At 33.9% G+C, this 16,806-nt stretch carries 18 protein-coding genes; 8 read left to right on the top strand and 10 right to left on the bottom strand.

Annotated elements, in window-relative coordinates; all coding sequences use genetic code 11:
* Positions 1 to 265: 265 nt before the first annotated feature.
* Positions 266 to 478, top strand: a complete 213-nt coding sequence (locus STA7437_RS13935; RefSeq protein ID WP_015194031.1) for a hypothetical protein — start codon at positions 266 to 268, stop codon at positions 476 to 478.
* A 780-nt stretch (positions 479 to 1,258) separates the two neighbouring features.
* Here STA7437_RS13935 and STA7437_RS13930 read toward each other — a convergent pair.
* Positions 1,259 to 1,840, bottom strand: a complete 582-nt coding sequence (locus STA7437_RS13930; RefSeq protein WP_015194030.1) for a hypothetical protein — start codon at positions 1,838 to 1,840, stop codon at positions 1,259 to 1,261.
* Between the two features lie 421 nt (positions 1,841 to 2,261).
* On the opposite strand from STA7437_RS13930, the gene STA7437_RS26605 reads away from it, so the two are divergent.
* Entirely contained in the window at positions 2,262 to 3,740 is a 1,479-nt protein-coding gene (locus STA7437_RS26605; protein WP_015194029.1) for a hypothetical protein, read from the top strand.
* Between the two features lie 113 nt (positions 3,741 to 3,853).
* Here the strand turns inward: STA7437_RS26605 and STA7437_RS13920 are convergent, their stop codons facing one another.
* The 7 genes from STA7437_RS13920 to STA7437_RS13890 all read right to left on the bottom strand — a co-directional run bounded on the left by STA7437_RS13920 (position 3,854) and on the right by STA7437_RS13890 (position 8,770).
* The gene (locus STA7437_RS13920; protein ID WP_015194028.1) at positions 3,854 to 4,060 is read right to left on the bottom strand and encodes a hypothetical protein; all 207 of its coding nucleotides are present in this window, start codon (positions 4,058 to 4,060) and stop codon (positions 3,854 to 3,856) included.
* Between the two features lie 32 nt (positions 4,061 to 4,092).
* Positions 4,093 to 4,293 carry a type II toxin-antitoxin system Phd/YefM family antitoxin gene (locus STA7437_RS13915; RefSeq protein WP_015194027.1) on the bottom strand — a complete coding sequence of 67 codons (201 nt, stop codon included), beginning with the start codon at positions 4,291 to 4,293 and terminating at the stop codon, positions 4,093 to 4,095.
* Positions 4,294 to 4,312: 19 nt separating this feature from the next.
* Entirely contained in the window at positions 4,313 to 4,561 is a 249-nt protein-coding gene (locus STA7437_RS13910) for a type II toxin-antitoxin system RelE family toxin (protein WP_015194026.1), read from the bottom strand.
* Positions 4,562 to 4,629: 68 nt separating this feature from the next.
* Positions 4,630 to 7,227: a bifunctional aconitate hydratase 2/2-methylisocitrate dehydratase gene (gene acnB, locus STA7437_RS13905; protein WP_015194025.1), complete on the bottom strand. Its 2,598-nt coding sequence runs from the start codon at positions 7,225 to 7,227 to the stop codon at positions 4,630 to 4,632.
* A gap of 270 nt (positions 7,228 to 7,497) precedes the next feature.
* Positions 7,498 to 7,722, bottom strand: a complete 225-nt coding sequence (locus tag STA7437_RS13900; protein WP_015194024.1) for a GIY-YIG nuclease family protein — start codon at positions 7,720 to 7,722, stop codon at positions 7,498 to 7,500.
* Positions 7,723 to 7,778: 56 nt separating this feature from the next.
* The gene (locus STA7437_RS13895) at positions 7,779 to 8,108 is read right to left on the bottom strand and encodes a hypothetical protein (RefSeq protein WP_015194023.1); all 330 of its coding nucleotides are present in this window, start codon (positions 8,106 to 8,108) and stop codon (positions 7,779 to 7,781) included.
* Between the two features lie 2 nt (positions 8,109 to 8,110).
* Positions 8,111 to 8,770: a hypothetical protein gene (locus STA7437_RS13890; RefSeq protein ID WP_015194022.1), complete on the bottom strand. Its 660-nt coding sequence runs from the start codon at positions 8,768 to 8,770 to the stop codon at positions 8,111 to 8,113.
* 209 nt (positions 8,771 to 8,979) lie between these two features.
* On the opposite strand from STA7437_RS13890, the gene STA7437_RS13885 reads away from it, so the two are divergent.
* Positions 8,980 to 9,501 carry a hypothetical protein gene (locus STA7437_RS13885; RefSeq protein ID WP_015194021.1) on the top strand — a complete coding sequence of 174 codons (522 nt, stop codon included), beginning with the start codon at positions 8,980 to 8,982 and terminating at the stop codon, positions 9,499 to 9,501.
* Between the two features lie 229 nt (positions 9,502 to 9,730).
* Here the strand turns inward: STA7437_RS13885 and STA7437_RS13880 are convergent, their stop codons facing one another.
* On the bottom strand, positions 9,731 to 11,506 hold the full coding sequence (locus tag STA7437_RS13880; RefSeq protein WP_015194020.1) for an LA_3751/LA_3752 family putative glycosyltransferase: 1,776 nt from the start codon (positions 11,504 to 11,506) through the stop codon (positions 9,731 to 9,733).
* 12 nt (positions 11,507 to 11,518) lie between these two features.
* Here STA7437_RS13880 and cofH point away from each other — a divergent pair, with 12 nt between their 5' ends.
* The 4 genes from cofH (at position 11,519) to STA7437_RS13860 (ending at position 15,755) form a co-directional block, all read left to right on the top strand.
* Positions 11,519 to 12,676, top strand: coding sequence for a 7,8-didemethyl-8-hydroxy-5-deazariboflavin synthase subunit CofH (cofH, locus tag STA7437_RS13875; RefSeq protein WP_015194019.1), 1,158 nt, complete (start codon positions 11,519 to 11,521; stop codon positions 12,674 to 12,676).
* Positions 12,677 to 12,852: 176 nt separating this feature from the next.
* Positions 12,853 to 13,803 (top strand): UDP-glucuronic acid decarboxylase family protein, encoded by a 951-nt coding sequence (locus tag STA7437_RS13870; RefSeq protein ID WP_015194018.1) that lies wholly within the window; start codon positions 12,853 to 12,855, stop codon positions 13,801 to 13,803.
* 51 nt (positions 13,804 to 13,854) lie between these two features.
* The gene (locus STA7437_RS13865; protein WP_015194017.1) at positions 13,855 to 15,243 is read left to right on the top strand and encodes a UDP-glucose dehydrogenase family protein; all 1,389 of its coding nucleotides are present in this window, start codon (positions 13,855 to 13,857) and stop codon (positions 15,241 to 15,243) included.
* A gap of 284 nt (positions 15,244 to 15,527) precedes the next feature.
* Positions 15,528 to 15,755 (top strand): hypothetical protein, encoded by a 228-nt coding sequence (locus STA7437_RS13860; protein ID WP_015194016.1) that lies wholly within the window; start codon positions 15,528 to 15,530, stop codon positions 15,753 to 15,755.
* Here the strand turns inward: STA7437_RS13860 and STA7437_RS27120 are convergent.
* The gene (locus tag STA7437_RS27120) at positions 15,741 to 16,025 is read right to left on the bottom strand and encodes a hypothetical protein (protein WP_015194015.1); all 285 of its coding nucleotides are present in this window, start codon (positions 16,023 to 16,025) and stop codon (positions 15,741 to 15,743) included. The two genes, STA7437_RS13860 and STA7437_RS27120, sit on opposite strands and share 15 nt — an antisense overlap.
* 207 nt (positions 16,026 to 16,232) lie before the next feature.
* Here STA7437_RS27120 and STA7437_RS13850 point away from each other — a divergent pair, with 207 nt between their 5' ends.
* The gene (locus STA7437_RS13850) at positions 16,233 to 16,526 is read left to right on the top strand and encodes a DUF1664 domain-containing protein (protein WP_015194014.1); all 294 of its coding nucleotides are present in this window, start codon (positions 16,233 to 16,235) and stop codon (positions 16,524 to 16,526) included.
* The last annotated feature ends 280 nt before the right edge of the window (positions 16,527 to 16,806 follow it).

Here is a 16,806-nt window from a genome sequence, read left to right as displayed (position 1 = left end):
ATCTCCTCTACAGAGACTATCAGTTTTTTTGTATTTATTCCTCTGCCCTTAGTTATGAATTTTTAAGATTGAAGGCTTTTTTTAGTAGTTGATATAGATTGGTTAACGACGAATTATCAACTATTAACAAATAGTTAACTGTACTTTTTCTATCAAATAACTTAGATTATTTTATAAATGATTATTGCTTTTGGTAGATGACGCTTTTTCGACAACAAAATTAAAATTTGCCTAACAAATACATATAAATATACACACAAAAACAATGATTACAGAAACCGAACCAAATGATGAATTAAAAGAACAAGTGCGTCAATTAGCAGAAGAAGCATTTGATCAACATTTGATTTCTGGTCATGGTCATGGTCAATATAAAAATGAATATCAAATTGTTATTGAAGGTAAACCGAGACATTATAAATATCAAGAAGCTTATTCGTTATTAAAAAATATCTTAGAAAACAAAGGAATTAAATAAAGCATTAAATTTGATAATTTTGTAGTTCTAAGCAAAATTGTTGTGTTTTGGTGGCAATTTAGCCAGAGCAATTTCCAAATTTTTCCCAAAAAAATTTAACTAACATTGTTAATGAGCTACTTATTTAAGTCTCTACTTACTTTTAAAAATTAATATTAAAACTTTTTAGATCGAATTTCTCCGAGTCTCCTCATCATCCATAATATTCAATTGTTGATTTGATGACGTGGTAGTTTCTCTTAAGATGCGGTCTCACTAATTCTAGAAAGAAGCTCATTAAGGTTGTTGCTAATTACCACAACACTTATTTTAAGCAACAGGCTCGATTGCCACAGCTTTTCCATTATCTAGATAATACCATGTCAAGTCAAACTATGACAAGCAATTATCGTTAAAATTTTTGAGCTAATTTTATCCAACGCTCAATTCATCTGTTTCTTAAGGTTGAGTTTTAAATCAAACGAAGGTTTTAGAATTCAGGACAGGGTTAATTTGCTTTGAACTGTGGCTATTTTTACTGCCTTACATTAGTTGTGTTGTTTGGGAGTAACAATCAATCAAGACGTGGTGATTTTTAGTTAAAGCGATCGCAGAGTAAGCTGAAAGGAGTTTTAGGTGCAGAGGAGAGAAATAAGAGTTTTATATTTTATGTTTAATTTTGCCTTGAAAAGTTGTTGCTAATTACCACAAAACTTATTTTAAGCAACAGGCTCGATTGCCACAGCTTTTCCATTATTTAGATAATACCATGTCAAGTCAAACCATGACAAGCAATTATCGTTAAATTTTTTGAGCTAATTTTATCCATCCTGTAAGACCTTTTTTTGTTGGTACTCCTAAACAAGTAAATGTCCAAATATCGCGTTTCTGCTGTGAACCATAACTAATATGAATTGATCTTGCTTTGCCATAAAAATAAAGCGAATCAAAAGGAAGTTTTGTTTGAAGTATCCATTCGACCAACTCATCACTAGGTAAATCAATAATCATAAAATCGCAAGCAGCCCCTAATCTATCACAATAATATTTACCTTTAGTATTTAATTCATGAGCCATGTGTTGATCGCGACTCGGATCGATCCGTCCATTTTTAATTCCTGTATTGGAGTCTTTTTGATTAAGATACTTTTTTAAATCAGCAGAACAAAAGCCATACGTTAATTCAAATCTTGCTTTGCCAAAATAATCAATCACTGGATCGATAATAAATTTATTTAGATCACAAATAGCTTTAATACTGTCAGGATTTTGAGGAATAGGAACGATTTTGTCTTGATATCTTTGATAAGTTTGACTACAGGTACAAAAGTCTGCCAAGGTTAAATATTTTCCTACGTTTATAGCTTGATTATCTTGAATCATTGAAACAATTTCCCTTTTTGATTTAAATAATTCATTAGTTAGGTTAGAGCATAAGTAGTTCTAAAACATTGCATATGTGATTTTCTTCAAACTGAACAATCATTGAACAGAAAACAACTATTTTCATTCTGACTTGCAAATAGGGAACAACGAACAGACAATCATTGATAATTGATAACTGAAATGTCTTTTCTAAAGCAGTGTATTAAATGAAAAACAGCTTAATCTTCTGTTGTTGTTAAAAAAACTTTATCTAAATTAGTGATTTACAAATTGTACCTGGGTACTTTAGGTCTAGAAGTTATTGATTAAGTCTTGATTGATAATCAGTAAGATATCAGATTTGCTTAACTCAATTGCAAATCACTCTATCACTTAACTTCAAGTATTCAAAAATTTATATATTGATTGATTTATTGAGATGATTTCCAAATCACTAAAAAGAACTACTATAGCTACAACTCTTTCTATCTTAAGTTTAGGTGTCATTGAAACTAATCAAGCTCAAGCTGCCTCCTTATTTTTAGGTAAGTATGCTGATTTAACTCAAAAATTAGGAATCTATTTATTGGCTAATTTTCCTAATCAGTTTCATGAATTTTCTTTAGACACATCAAAAGATGAACAATCTCAATTAAACTCTCAGAAAAAAAACCATACCTTACCACTCAATCAAAATATTCAAAATCGTTACCAAGGATTAATAGAAAAAGACACAGAGCAAACCAATCTAATTGCTACTCGTCGCCAATTAATATCTGAAGATGATATTGTTCAAACAACTCCAGAAGATTTAGAACAGACTACAGCTTTTTTACAATCTCAGGGTATATATCTCGATCTAACTGATAAAAACAGAACTGTTAATACCCCTATTCCATTGTTAGTTGGTATTTTTTTATTAATTAGCTCTCCTTTTATCTATTCCTTAATTTCTTTATTCAAAAATATCAATCAAAATATTATTGAAGAGTTTCAAGATAAATTTGGGAATCCTAAAGTTCCTGAAGGAACAGTTTTCTTACACGATCGCTCTTTTAAAGAATTATTATCTTTAGCTCGAAAAGCAGAAAGAGTTGATAGTGAAAAATTTGGTAGTGAAGAATTTTTACTGTTTCTGAAATTCAAAAAAGCAGGAGAAAAAGGAACTAAAGAAGAACAACAATTACATCATAGTGTTGAACTGTTAAGAGTTGCGATCGCAACTAAAAATAGTTTTCTTAGAGTTGAACAAACAGAATTGCGTTATCGCAGTACTAAACAACAAGAATTTTATCAATTTGTTCTAGATACTATTGGTGAAGAACCAGACAAAGATAAGTTTAGAGATAAGGTTAAAAAGAAACTTGCAGAAATTATTCCTCTAAAGAAACTTGCAGAAATTATTCCTCTACTGAATACCGAAGAAGGAAGAGATGCTTTACAATCCTATCTTAAAGAAGTAAATATTATTTCTGAACATGAGTTTGGACTAAAACTTTTTGCTTTATTTAAACAATATCAATTAGCTGACTTTACTATTCTCAAAACTATTGCCGAGCTTGTTAATCAATTGCAAGGATATGATTTATTAGCTCCGAAAAAATTAGTGATACTTGTAATCGAGAATTATCAAGTCTTTGAAAAATTAGCTCCTATTATTGGAATTTATGGTGAAAATCAAGCCCCAGAAGATTATGTTCCGCTTTTACAATATATTGGTTTAATTAATCGTTACCAAGATGCTTATACAAAATTTAAAGAATTGATTAAAATTTTAAAACAATGGCAAAAACCTTATCATGCCCTCAAATTAATTCGAGAAGAATATACTGCCGAGCAATACAGAATACCTCCAGAATTTACTCAAGAAATTCCAGGATTGAATGTTTATAAAAAGTACGAAAAATATGTTGAATAGATTACAAAATTGAACCTAAAGCACTTATAACAAGCTATATATAGCGTTACTGTAAACTTTTTAGAAATTTTTGCTCAAACGATTGCAAATTGATATTTTTTTTAAAAAAACTATTAATGTCTTGATAGTTCATTTAAATTTGATTGTTTTATTTTTATGTCTCGGTTTATTGAAGATTGAAATTTATCAACAATTGTTTGTACTATTTTCTTTTCTCTGTCATTATAATTTGTATATCCAAAAATATTATCTATAAAAATATTTAATTTAATTGGTATTTTAATTCCTGGGGTGTCAGATAATTGTTCATTATTTAACATTTTTTTTGCAAAAATTATATTATTTGACCAAATTAAGAGATGTCCAACATTACTTTTACTTCTTCTAAGGAATAATCAGGACTGTCTCTGTCTTCGTCTTCAGCTAATCTTAAGTCTCTTAAATCTTCTAAATCTTCTAGGATTTCTTGTAACTTCAAAAATTCATCATAGGGAAGTACAGCAAATTCTTTTTTACCATTTTTAGTTATAAATTCGGGATGTAATTCAATCATTTTATTTACGTTATTTTGATTATTTGTAAGCGTCTTTTCTATGTTTTATTCGATAAATTCTCAAAGTTTCGCCATCAATTTTAAATAAAACTCGATATGTTCCAACTCTTAATCTATATTCTGGAGTAAAGTTGGTGAGTTTTTTGATATCCCCTTGTAAATCATCTTGCATAGCCAAAATAGTGGCTAATATTCTTTCTTTAACATCAGAAGACAACCCTTGTAAATCTTTGATAGCTTGGCGTTTAAATTTGAGTTGATATTTCACATTTAAATCGTAGCAAACTCCTTAAAAAATTCCCCCTCTCCTACGAGGAAAGGGGTTAGGGTAAAAGGTTAAACAGGCATTCCTAAAATATCCTCAATCTTAGGCATTTCTTCTAAAGGAATTACCCTACCTTCATCTTCAAAACCTGTAATTTGGTCGAAATTAAGGTAACGATACAAATCGCTAGCAAAAGGATTGACTTTTTCTTTCACAATTGCCATATATTCTTCCACTGTCGGAATTTTACCCAACAAGGCACACACAGCAGCTAATTCTGCCGAACCTAAGTAAACTCTTGCACCTTTACCCATACGGTTGTTGAAGTTACGAGTAGAAGTAGAGAAGACTGTCGCATTATCTTCTACACGCGCTTGATTACCCATACATAAGGAACATCCAGGCATTTCGGTACGTGCGCCAGCAGCAGCAAAGATACCATAAACTCCTTCTTCTCGCAGTTGTTTTTCATCCATACGAGTAGGGGGGCAAATCCACAGGCGAACTTTAACCGTACCTGCACCTTCTAAGATTTTTGCAGCAGCGCGATAATGTCCAATATTGGTCATACAAGAACCGATGAACACTTCGTCTACCTTATCTCCTGCACATTCTGACATTAACTTAACGTTATCGGGGTCATTGGGTGCAGCAACGATAGGTTCTTTAATTTCGTTGAGGTTAACTTCGATAATATCTGCATATTCGGCATCGGCATCGGCAGACATTAACTGAGGGTTAGCTAACCATTGTTCCATTTTGGCAACACGACGCATCAGGGTACGGGCATCTTGATAGCCTCTTGCTACCATGTTTTTTAACAGGGCAATATTAGAACGCAGATATTCTGCTACAGTTTCCTCACTCAGTTTAATCGTACTTCCAGAACAAGAACGTTCCGCAGTAGCGTCAGTAAGTTCAAAAGCTTGTTCTACTTTTAAATCTGGTAAACCTTCCATCTCCATGACGCGCCCGTTGAAAACATTGATTTTGTTTTCTTTGGCAACGGTAAGTTTACCTTGTTGCATCGCTACCCAAGGAATAGCATTAACAATATCCCGTAAAGTAACTCCTGGTTGTAATTCTCCTGTGAAACGAACTAACACAGATTCAGGCATATCGAGAGGCATTACTCCCAAAGCTGCTGCAAACGCGACTAAACCAGAACCAGCAGGGAAGGAAATACCAAGGGGAAAACGAGTATGGGAGTCACCACCAGTACCGACGGTATCGGGTAACAACATTCGATTTAACCAAGAGTGAATGATACCATCCCCAGGACGTAAGGCAACCCCACCACGAGTAGAGAAAAAATCAGGTAATTCTTTATGGGTTTTGATGTCTACTGGTTTGGGATAAGCTGCCGTATGACAGAAAGTTTGTAAGGTTAAATCTGCACTAAAACCAAGACAAGCTAATTCTTTTAATTCATCTCTGGTCATTGGTCCTGTGGTATCTTGAGAACCAACAGTAGTCATATGGGGTTCGCAGGAAGTACCAGGGCGAACTCCAGGTAAACCACAAGCTTTGCCTACCATTTTCTGGGCGAGAGTAAAACCTTTTCCTGTATCTTTGGGCATTGAGGGACGAACAAATAAGGTAGAAGGTTCTAAACTTAAGGCATGGCGAGTTTTATCAGTTAATGCCCTACCAATTAATAGGGGAATGCGTCCCCCTGCACGAACTTCATCTAAAATAGTGTCGGGTTTGAGAGTGAAGGTTGAAATAACATCGCCGTTTTCGTTAGTAATTTCTCCTTTGTAAGGGTAAATCGTAATAACATCTCCTGTATTCATCTGGGAAACATCACATTCGATTGGTAATGCCCCAGAGTCTTCGGCAGTATTAAAAAAGATTGGGGCAATCTTACCACCTAAGATATAGCCACCAGCTTTTTTATTGGGAATACAGGGAATATCATGACCAATATGCCATAAAACAGAGTTAATTGCCGATTTACGAGAAGAACCTGTTCCCACTACATCCCCAACATAAGCTACAGGATGTCCTTTTTCTTTCAATTTGGCAATAGTTTCTAAACCATCAGGCATTTTTGACTCCAACATTGCCAAGGCATGGAGAGGAATGTCAGGGCGAGTGGTAGCATGAGGGGCAGGTGATAAGTCATCAGTATTGGTTTCTCCTGGTACTTTAAAAACTGTTACGGTAATACTTTCAGGTAATTTAGGACGATTAATAAACCATTCACCATTTGCCCAAGAATCAATTACTTGTTTAGCATAGGGATTATTATCTGCTAATTCTAAAACATCATTAAAAGCATCAAAGACTAATAGGGTTTTACTTAACGCACTAGCAGCTTCAGCAGCAATACTAGGATCTTTAGATTTGAGTAAACTTACTAGAGATTGAACGTTATAACCTCCTACCATCGTGCCTAATAAATCTACTGCACCTTGAGGAGAAATAAGAGGACATTTAATTTCACCCTTGGCAACGGCAGTTAAGAAACCAGCTTTTACATAAGCAGCTTCATCTACACCAGGAGGAACTCTATCTTTTAATAATGATAATAGTTCTTCTTTTTCTGCTGCTGGCGGATTTTTTAATAGTTCGCATAGTTGAGAGGTTTGTTCGGCATTAAGGGGAAGAGGCGGTATCCCCATTGCTTCTCTTTCTGCTGCGTGTTTGCGATATGCTTCTAACATTTAGTGATTCTCCTAACTCAACACCTATCTTTTTTGATTGCAGAATTTTTATTTTCTCATCGATTTCCCTAATTCTTTGTTCGTAGGGAGTATTTTATGGGAAATATATCTGCACAAGTCTTACATTACGAATGTTAATGGTTGTAGTGTTTTTTCTTTTAATGTATCGAGGATTAAGCTTTTTTGGTGAGGAGTTTTTAAAAATTTGGTGACGAAATTGACCACAAGATTTATTTTTGATCAATGAAGTATCTAAAATAAATTTGCTATTTAAACAACAGGGGGAGTTTTAGTATTAAGAGTCGGTTGATAGAAACAAATTGCTGCATTTTCAGCACGATTTAATAACCATTCTGGAATTTCAACCCATTCAATATAAGCATTTGTCCCACAGAGCGCAATAATTTTAGCAATTTTGTGATGTCCTTTGTGCCAGCGTTGATAAATATTCTTTGCCTGTCCAATATACAAAACCTTTTTGTTAGCATCTAACACTTTGTAAATACCGCTAACTTGAGGAAGTAATTCTATCTGAGTAATCGGGATTATAATTATAACTCCTCAATATGAATATCTGAAAATTGGGCTGATAGTTGAATACGTTGCCAATCAATTTCAATTTTGTTGTTATCTAAACCAGCTATCTTACCAACAGTAAATAAAGATTTTTTGAGCATTCTTGCAGACTTTTCTAAATCAGTAAAAGATAATTCTAAATTCTGTTCTCGTAGAACCTTAAGTTGTTGAAGAATTTGCTGCCAATGTATTTTATATCGTAAATCTTTGTCCTTGGTCAGGTCAGGATGTTCTTTTTTTAATTGTTTGGTATTCTTTGTACAAGTCATCTCATAAATTTCTTGTTTGATAGCTTGCATTTTCATTACTAATTTTCCTCTGAAAGTTTTGCATATCTGATAGCAGATTTAACAAGTTTCAAAATTTCTGATTTTTCTAAATTAAAAAGATTACAGCCTTTTTCTATCGCCTTATTAACCGAGCGAGTACTATAAATTTCATTGATCTGTTTAACTAATTCTGAAGAAACTTCTTCTTTAATCAACAATTGTTTAATTAATTCACGTTGAACTCGATAAGTATCATTCCAAATTTGTAGGGAGCGTTGACTATTTTCAAGTTTACCAATTTCTTTAATTTTATCAGACCATTGATCGAGAAGATTTGCTAAGGCAGTTGTTGTACTTACCTTAGCTTTTGTCAGTAGCATTTTAAGAACTGTACCTTTTTTTTGGCTATCTTGAATAACCTTGACGTGTTCATTTCTATATTGTTCTAATATTTTTTCGGCAGTACCAATTACAGCTTCTTTTTCTTGTTTACCGCTAACATAACCTTGTTCTTGACGAATTCCATCAAGTATCTCATCATAATTTGTCATATTATGACGATAGTGATTAAAAAGCGATCGCCCATGAGCTTTTTCATAATCAATAATTTGACCTTTTTCATCTTTAATTTGATACAGTTCTTCAGGTTTAGTTAGTTTGATTTTTTTACGCAGATTAGAATTATATTGGTCTTTCATAAAAAAATAGAATTATGTTTTTAACATTACAGTAACATAATTAAGAATAATTTAATTGCGATCGCTATCACTATTACATTTTTTTACAAAAGAGGTTTGTTTATAAAATTATTATTTAGAAAGGCATAAATATCATTTGCCCATACAGTAATTACTATTATAAAAATGGGCAAAATAAATCTAATTATATGTTGCTCGTAAAGAAAAATATGGATTTATTTGTATCTCCCATTGCTAGTTTATTACAAACAATCATTCAAGAAGCTCATGCAGAAAATAAAAGAAGACATGAGCAAAAAATGGCAGAGATAAATTTAATTGCTAATTCTGAATTAAGAGATTGTTATGTACAACAGCTTTTATTAGATAAATTTCTTGCTCCTATTGAAGATGCCCAACATAAAATTCAAAATGCAGCTAAACACGCTCAATATATGGCAGAAGCAGTTAATTACTATTATAGAGATCATAATTTAACTAAGGATCAAGCTAAAGATGTTTGTCAGCAATTTCGTTTTTTAGCAGTGAAAATTGCTCAAGTAGATTCTCTTTACAATTTAAAATTAATTTATGAAGCAATAACTTTATTTACTCATCGTATGGCAGATTTTCAGCATCAAGAAAGAGAATCTTCTATAGAACGTGCTATTAGAAAAAAAATTTTATATCCTTTAGGTACTTGTATTGCTGTAGAAAATAATTTTCAAAGGAGAGTATCTTTTTTTAATTAAGATAAAAATATACCCAATAATCAAAATCTACCTTCTGCTTGGTAAATAAAATTGTAAGTTATTAAATAATTAATTAAAACATAAGGATGAGTGCGAATTATAACTCATCCATAGAATATAAAGTTATTGGTAAGATTATTTGAAACTTACAACAATAGCGATCGCTTGAACGTGATATTTTAATAAGCACAAGCATTACCTTAGATACTTCAACCAAAAGGAGAAGAATTTATTGCTCAATTTCCACTTGATAAATAGGATATTTTCCAAATTTCCCTAAAGCAACAAATTGAAGATTGTATTGATTACTTTCCTGATTAAAAGATAAATCTTCATGATTTAATTTAGGTAAATCACAAGCTCGATTTGGATAACAAATATAGAGAAATTCTCGCTGTTGTTGTGTCGCTAAAGCTTTACTTAATTTAATTAAATTGTTTTGATTATCAACTCTAAAAAATATTTTATTACTCGGAATAGCAGGTTCTAAAGCTTGTCCAACAAATTGATGAGAAATAGCTATAAAATTGTGATTATCTTCTTGTAAAAATTCAACGGCTGGTGCTGTCGCTTGATTATTTTTTTGTAAAGCTAAACTAGCTTGATAAACATTTTGATGCATTCCCCATATTATTAAAATTCCTAGTAAAGCAAAGATGTAATATTTGGTTAAACTTTGACTATAATTGAGGAAATTGTTTAAAGCGATCGCAGTTATTAAAGTAATCATTGGTACTAAAATCATTAAAAATCTTGGTCCCCATTGTTTCCCTCCTGCAATTAAACCAGCAGTACCAACAGGAACAAGGAGAGCTACACCAATGATCAATCCTAAACAGAATAAATAAGCAATTGCTAAGTAAAGATTAAATTTGATTTCGATATCTTTTAAAATATATATACTAATTAGACCTAAACTCAGTTGAGGCAATAAACTTTTAGTAAGATTTTTAATTGTCCCTACTTGACCCGTAATCAATAAAGAGACAGTTATAGTTATTAATAAAATAACAGTTACACTAATTATTATTACTCTTATATAACTATTATTACGACATTTTTGTAATAAATAAATTGCTAAGTAAAGCAAAGGTAAATAAATGAGCGGTAAATAATCAAATAGAGCCAAGCTTATTCCTTGAAAATTTTGCCATGCTCCCAATAACTTGTCTTGTAAAGCGACTTTTTCTACTACTTGAATTCCATGAATACCAAGAGCATGATTGTAAATTAACTTATTAGTAATAAAAAAAGTTCCTACCGTCAGGAACATACTACCAAGGAAAAAGATTTTATTTCTACTTAAATAATTAATTTCTTTAAATAAAACAGTAATAGTAGCTAAAATAACCAAACCAGTTAACAAGCCAACCACACAAATAAATTCTGGTCGAAACCAAACAGCCAAACCAATTAAACATCCACTAATCAAAGCATTTTTGACAGAAATGCCTTGAAGATAACTCTTAAGCAAAAAAATACTCATGCCAGCAAAACAAAGAGCAACGGCTAAAGTATGCTCCCAATACATAGCACTATAAATTGTTAAAAAACTAGAAAAAATTAAAGCAAATAATCCCAAAGAAGTAATCAAATCATTTAACTTACATTGACGACAAACCCAATCAAAATTAAGCCAAATGATCCAAGTTGATATTAAAGGAATTAAATACAAACCTCGATAAGCAAATAAAGCATAAAAAGGAGCGGTTACTAAAGGGAAAGTGTAGGGAAAAGTAATATAGTATTTATTATCAACATCATAAACAAAAGGTTCTTCATAAGGATACAAACCATCACGCCAAAGATTCTGTATCCAAGCTTCTTGGGGAGGAATTAAATCGAATCGAAATTTTCCTTCAGCTAACTGTTGTGCAAGTAAAGCTTTTAAACCACCATCACCACTAAAATAAACCCCATCAGCAACTTGTCCTTGTAAAAACAAAGAAAATACAATACCAACTACAATAATTACTAAAGAAAAAGAAATATACTTAATTTTCATTAATTTCTTCCAGTGATTTGCCAAACTAATAACTTAAAAATTGTCGAGGCTATTTTAGACAAAGCAGATAGAGGTGAAGACTTATCAGAAACCGAAGCCTTAACCTTACTTCAGCAAAAAAATCCACAAGCGATTGCACGAATTAAACAAACGGCAGACAGTCTTAGACAGAAACAAGTAGGAGATACAGTAACCTACGTGATCAACCGCAATATTAACTTCACAAACATCTGTGAGCAACATTGTAGTTTTTGTGCCTTTCGTCGTGATGTTGATCAAGAGGGAGCATTTTGGCTCAATAGTGAGCAAATTCTGCTCAAAACAGCCGAAGCAGTGCAAAAAAATGCCACAGAAATATGTATGCAGGGAGGACTTAACCCCCAAGCAAAATTAAATGGTACTTCCTTGGATTACTATTTACATTTAGTAGCAACAATTAAACAACAATTTCCTCAACTTCATCTCCATGCTTTTTCGCCACAAGAAATAGAGTTTATTGCTAGAGAAGATGGAATTAGTTACGAAGAAGTAATTCTGGCTTTACAAAAGACTGGAGTAGATTCAATGCCAGGTACTGCTGCCGAAATTTTAGATGATGCGGTTAGAAAAATTATTTGTCCTGAAAAAATTAATACCGCTACCTGGTTAGAAATAATTAGTACCGCTCATCGTCTAGGAATGCCTACTACTAGTACTATGTTATCTGGTCACATTGAAACACCAGCACAACAAATAGCGCATTTAGCTAAATTGCGATCGCTACAAAAAACTGCGATTCAAAATAATTATCCTGCTAAAATTACCGAATTTATTATTCTTCCTTTTGTTGGACAAGAAGCACCCAAACCACTCCGTCATCGAGTAGGCAGAGATCAACCAAGCTTATCAGACACTTTACACCTAACTGCCGTCGCTCGCATTTTTTTAGGTAATTGGATATCCAATCATCAACCAAGCTGGGTAAAACTTAATCTATCAGGAGCAACTGAAGCTCTAACTTGGGGTTGTAATGATATTGGTGGTACTTTAATGGAAGAACATATTACCACGATGGCAGGAGCGCAAGGTGGCACATCGATGTCGGTAGAAACTCTACAACAAGCAGTAAATTCTCTTAATCGTCCCTATCAACAAAGAACTACGCTATACGAGTATATACAGTTGAATTAATCAACTTTTTGAGTGTTAATAGCGTTTTTAGCCATCTACTTTTCAAAATCTTTACAAAAATTTGATAAAACTGACTAGCAAATTTACAAGAACTTGTTTGGAAGTAGGTCATATTAGACATCATAACAATCAAACATAGTTTAAGATTGACTTTAAAATTATTCCGAGTCAGCTAGATGAGAATATTAGTAACTGGTGGTGCTGGTTTTATCGGTTCCCATTTAATCGATCGCTTGATGGTACAAGGACATGAAGTTGTCTGTCTTGATAATTTTTACACTGGTCACAAGCGTAATATCCTTAAATGGCTAGATAATCCTTATTTTGAATTGATTCGTCATGATATTACTGAACCTATTCGCCTTGAAGTAGACCAAATTTATCACCTCGCTTGTCCAGCTTCTCCAGTTCATTATCAATACAATCCCGTGAAAACAATTAAAACTAATGTCATGGGAACTTTGAATATGCTTGGATTAGCTAAACGAGTCAAGGCAAGGTTTTTACTTGCTTCTACTTCAGAAGTTTACGGCGATCCAGACGTACATCCCCAACCCGAAGAATATCGTGGTAATGTCAATTGTATTGGGATTCGTAGTTGCTATGACGAAGGGAAAAGAGTAGCAGAAACTCTGGCTTTTGATTACTATCGACAAAATAATGTTGATATTCGCGTAGCAAGAATTTTTAATACCTACGGCCCCCGCATGTTGGAAAATGATGGTCGTGTAGTTAGTAATTTTGTGGTTCAGGCATTACGAGGAATACCCTTAACAATTTATGGTGATGGTTCGCAAACTCGCAGTTTTTGCTATGTCTCCGACTTAGTAGAAGGATTGATGCGGTTGATGAACAACGAATATATTGGACCAGTTAACATCGGTAATCCTGGAGAATACACTATTTTAGAATTAGCTAAAACTATTCAAACTATGGTCAATCCTGATGCCGAGTTGGTTTATAAACCACTTCCTCAAGACGATCCAAAACAGCGACAACCAGATATTACTCGTGCTAAAACTTGGCTAGGTTGGGAACCGACAATTCCCCTCCAAGAAGGCTTAAAACTAACTATAGAAGACTTTCGCGATCGCATCGAGAGCAAAGAAGTTCAAAAATTAAGTTAATTTTTTACTAGCAAATTCATTAGAACTAACGATTAGAAGAGGATTAAATTTATGCGTGTATGTGTTATTGGTACTGGCTATGTTGGCTTAGTGACTGGCGTTTGTTTATCTCATATTGGACATGATGTCATCTGTGTTGATAACAACGAAGAAAAAGTCAAATTAATGCAGGCTGGACAATCTCCAATTTATGAACCAGGATTATCAGAATTGATGAAATCCTCTTCTGAAGCTGGTAAATTGCAATTTACTTCTGACTTAGCTAAAGGTGTAGAACACGGTGAGATTTTATTTATTGCAGTTGGTACTCCACCTCTGCCTACAGGAGAAAGCGACACTCGTTATGTGGAAGCAGTAGCTAGAGGAATTGGCGCACATCTCAATGGTGGTTATAAAGTAATTGTTAATAAGTCTACCGTACCGATTGGTTCTGGGGACTGGGTTAGAATGATTGTACTAGATGGTATTGCTGAAAGACAAAAAGCCTTGGTTACTGCTGGTGGTGGTATTAGTACCCTAGAAGAAAATATTGGCGGTAACTTTGATGTTGTCAGTAATCCAGAATTTTTAAGAGAAGGTTCAGCCGTCTACGATACTTTTAATCCCGACCGCATTGTTCTCGGTGGCAATAGTGATCGAGCGATCGCGATGATGCAAGAATTATATCAACCTTTGGTAGACCGCAGCTTTGCTGAAGATAAATCTTTACCTCCCGTACCAGTAGTGGTTACTGATTTAAGTTCAGCAGAAATGATTAAATATGCTGCTAATTCTTTCCTGGCTACTAAAATTAGTTTTATTAATGAAGTTGCGAATATCTGCGACCGCGTTGGTGCTGATGTTACCCAAGTTGCGAAAGGTATTGGTTTAGATTCCCGTATTGGCAGCAAATTCCTTCAAGCCGGTTTAGGCTGGGGTGGTTCTTGTTTTCCTAAAGATGTTTCTGCTTTAATTCATACTGCGGATGATTATGGTTATGATGCAGAATTACTTAAAGCTGCGGTTACTGTTAACCAACGTCAGCGTTTAGTAACCTTAGAAAAATTACAACACGAATTAAAAATCCTCAAAGGAAAGACAGTCGGTTTACTTGGTTTAACTTTCAAACCCGATACCGATGATATGCGTGATGCGCCTGCTTTAAATTTAATTGAGCAATTAAATCGTCTTGGTGCTAAAGTCAAAGCTTATGACCCTATTGTTTCCCAATCTGGTCTAAGTCACGGTTTATCAGGCGTAATTATTGAATCCAATGCCGAAATGTTAGCTGATGGTTGTGATGCTTTAGTTTTAGTTACTGATTGGCAAGAATTTTTGAAACTTGACTTTACCAAAATGGCAAAAGTAATGATTCAACCATTAATTATCGATGGTCGTAATTTCCTAGACCGACAAGCTGTTCAAGACGCTGGTTTCCGTTATGTAGGTATTGGTCGTTAGACTTTAAGCATAATTTATATATTTACAATTACTATAGTGCAAAGGGAAGAGTTTTCACTTTTCTTTTTGCCTTTTTTTATTGAAAAACAACTCCTCAAGGATGTAATTAAAAACGCAAGGCGCGTAGCTTGGGGATATCTTTCCAAAAGCACAGCACTGCGCAATCTTATGAGTCAGTAGTTAATTATTTTTTGGACACAGACGTAAAATAAAAAAGGAAACTCATTTGTGACAAAGCACGCTAGTTTCCCCAATTAATTAAAATTCTTGACTCAATTATAGCAATGACTACTTCATCAAATACAGATATTCAAGAGCTTAAAGAATTTATTCAAGATGGTTTTAATCAATTAGATAAAAAAATTGATGATAAGTTCAATGAGTTAGATAAAAGAATAATTAAACTTGAGTCTGATTTACAAGGCATAGACAAAAGAATGAGTAATATAGAATCTTCTGTTCAAAAAATCCCTGAAATTACAGAAAAATTTGGCGAGTTAAAAAACTGGTGAGTCAGTGCGGTCTTGGGGGTTTCCCCCATGAGCAACTGACGAACCCGAAGGGAGACAGATAGCTTTTATTATTATCGCTGCGGTAGTTGGTTGGTTTGCCAGAAGCGGACGGGGCTTATAAACTGCGGAAATAAATTCCGCAGACAGCCCCTCAAGGATGTAATTAAAAATGCGTCGCTCTAGTAAAAAATTATCTCTTAAAATGCGATCTCGCCCAGGAGCGAGGCGCGTAGCGAGGAGTTCGCTCCTTGCGTCGCGATCGCTATCCATCTTACTGTTTTATTTTTAAAATGCGGTTTGTGGACAAGGACTCGAAGAGCGACGAAGTAAGCGTGCCTCGAAGACTAGCAGTGGCTTCGGCATCACCTCTTCCTAATTAAATCTTATTATCAAAGACATACAATAAAAAAGGAAACCTTTTGACAATAAAGCATTAGGTTTCCTCAATTTACTAAAATTCTTAACTCAATTATAGCTATGACCACGACATCTAATACAGACCTTCAACAATTAAAAGAATTTATTAGCGATCGCTTTAACCAATTAGATCGCAAGATTGATACAGTTAAATCCGAACTCAAACAGGAAATTATTGAGGTTAAATCTGAACTCAAACAGGAAATTACTGAGGTTAAATCCGAACTCAAACAAGAAATTGCTGATGTAAGAGGTGATATCAAAGCTATTGATGCTCGAATTAAAAATGTCGAAACTGCTGTTCAGAAAATCCCTGAAATCACGGAAAAATTTGGTGAATTGAAGAACTGGTGAGTCAGTGCGGTCTTGGGGGTTTCCCCCATGAGCAACTGACGAACCCGAAGGGAGACAGATAGCTTTTATTATTATCGCTGCGGTAGTTGGTTGGTTTGCCAGAAGCGGACGGGGCTTATAAACTGCGGAAATAAATTCCGCAGACAGCCCCTCAAGAATGTAATCAAAATGCGATCTCGCCCAGGAGCGATCGCTAAGAGCCTCGCTCTGGTAAAAAAATTCTCTCTTACTTTTGTCTTTTGATTTCGAGTAATAATTAGCTTAATTAATCTTGATGATA

Source organism: Stanieria cyanosphaera PCC 7437 (assembly GCF_000317575.1).
In the GTDB taxonomy this organism is placed as follows: Bacteria; Cyanobacteriota; Cyanobacteriia; order Cyanobacteriales; family Xenococcaceae; genus Stanieria; species Stanieria cyanosphaera.
This window is presented reverse-complemented; position numbering and strand designations above follow the sequence as displayed.

What these genes read in the sequence shown, in the direction of transcription:
- STA7437_RS27120 (WP_015194015.1), bottom strand. Translation starts at nt 16,025, where the DNA reads ATGGATAGCGATCGCGACGCAAGGAGCGAACTCCTCGCTACGCGCCTC.
- STA7437_RS13870 (WP_015194018.1), top strand. Translation starts at nt 12,853, where the DNA reads ATGAGAATATTAGTAACTGGTGGTGCTGGTTTTATCGGTTCCCATTTA.
- STA7437_RS13930 (WP_015194030.1), bottom strand. Translation starts at nt 1,840, where the DNA reads ATGATTCAAGATAATCAAGCTATAAACGTAGGAAAATATTTAACCTTG.
- acnB (WP_015194025.1), bottom strand. Translation starts at nt 7,227, where the DNA reads ATGTTAGAAGCATATCGCAAACACGCAGCAGAAAGAGAAGCAATGGGG.
- STA7437_RS13850 (WP_015194014.1), top strand. Translation starts at nt 16,233, where the DNA reads ATGACCACGACATCTAATACAGACCTTCAACAATTAAAAGAATTTATT.
- STA7437_RS13880 (WP_015194020.1), bottom strand. Translation starts at nt 11,506, where the DNA reads ATGAAAATTAAGTATATTTCTTTTTCTTTAGTAATTATTGTAGTTGGT.
- STA7437_RS13865 (WP_015194017.1), top strand. Translation starts at nt 13,855, where the DNA reads ATGCGTGTATGTGTTATTGGTACTGGCTATGTTGGCTTAGTGACTGGC.
- STA7437_RS13895 (WP_015194023.1), bottom strand. Translation starts at nt 8,108, where the DNA reads ATGAAAATGCAAGCTATCAAACAAGAAATTTATGAGATGACTTGTACA.
- STA7437_RS13920 (WP_015194028.1), bottom strand. Translation starts at nt 4,060, where the DNA reads ATGTTAAATAATGAACAATTATCTGACACCCCAGGAATTAAAATACCA.
- STA7437_RS13885 (WP_015194021.1), top strand. Translation starts at nt 8,980, where the DNA reads ATGGATTTATTTGTATCTCCCATTGCTAGTTTATTACAAACAATCATT.
- STA7437_RS13915 (WP_015194027.1), bottom strand. Translation starts at nt 4,293, where the DNA reads ATGATTGAATTACATCCCGAATTTATAACTAAAAATGGTAAAAAAGAA.
- STA7437_RS13935 (WP_015194031.1), top strand. Translation starts at nt 266, where the DNA reads ATGATTACAGAAACCGAACCAAATGATGAATTAAAAGAACAAGTGCGT.
- STA7437_RS13860 (WP_015194016.1), top strand. Translation starts at nt 15,528, where the DNA reads ATGACTACTTCATCAAATACAGATATTCAAGAGCTTAAAGAATTTATT.
- STA7437_RS26605 (WP_015194029.1), top strand. Translation starts at nt 2,262, where the DNA reads ATGATTTCCAAATCACTAAAAAGAACTACTATAGCTACAACTCTTTCT.
- STA7437_RS13890 (WP_015194022.1), bottom strand. Translation starts at nt 8,770, where the DNA reads ATGAAAGACCAATATAATTCTAATCTGCGTAAAAAAATCAAACTAACT.